We start from the raw sequence: 331 nt of genomic DNA, 5'->3' as shown, positions 1-331 counted from the left end.
GCGGATAGAGCTGCTCGGTGACCACCTCGGTGGGCGACGCCATGCACGCCGCGATCTTGTCGGCGTCAAGACCGCCCTCGCCCACGAGCCGGGAAAGCGCGTCGGAGGTGCCGAAGGCGAGCACGTCGTTGTAGACGATGCCCAGCTCGCTTTCCAGGCCGGCGAAGAGCCGGTCGGTCTCGGCCACCGTTGAGGCGGCCGTGTCCATGGTGGCGTCCAGCTGGTCGATGCCGAGCCCGGTCTGGGCCACGAGGAGCCGCTGGGTCTCAAGAGCCCCGGAAAGGGCCGACGAAGTTTCGGCCAACGCGTCCAGCGCATCGTTCACGGCGGG

The 331-nt window shown here is 69.2% G+C and carries 1 pseudogene; it reads right to left on the bottom strand.

The features are described from left to right. Window positions 1–331, bottom strand: a pseudogene (locus NE591_RS13490) (YhgE/Pip domain-containing protein); the annotation flags it as partial.

Origin of the sequence: Adlercreutzia sp. DFI.6.23, assembly GCF_024462535.1 — a bacterium.
Taxonomy (GTDB): domain Bacteria; phylum Actinomycetota; class Coriobacteriia; order Coriobacteriales; family Eggerthellaceae; genus Adlercreutzia; species Adlercreutzia rubneri.
The sequence above is the reverse complement of the archived record's forward strand: the minus strand, read 5'-3'. Positions and strand labels throughout refer to the sequence as shown.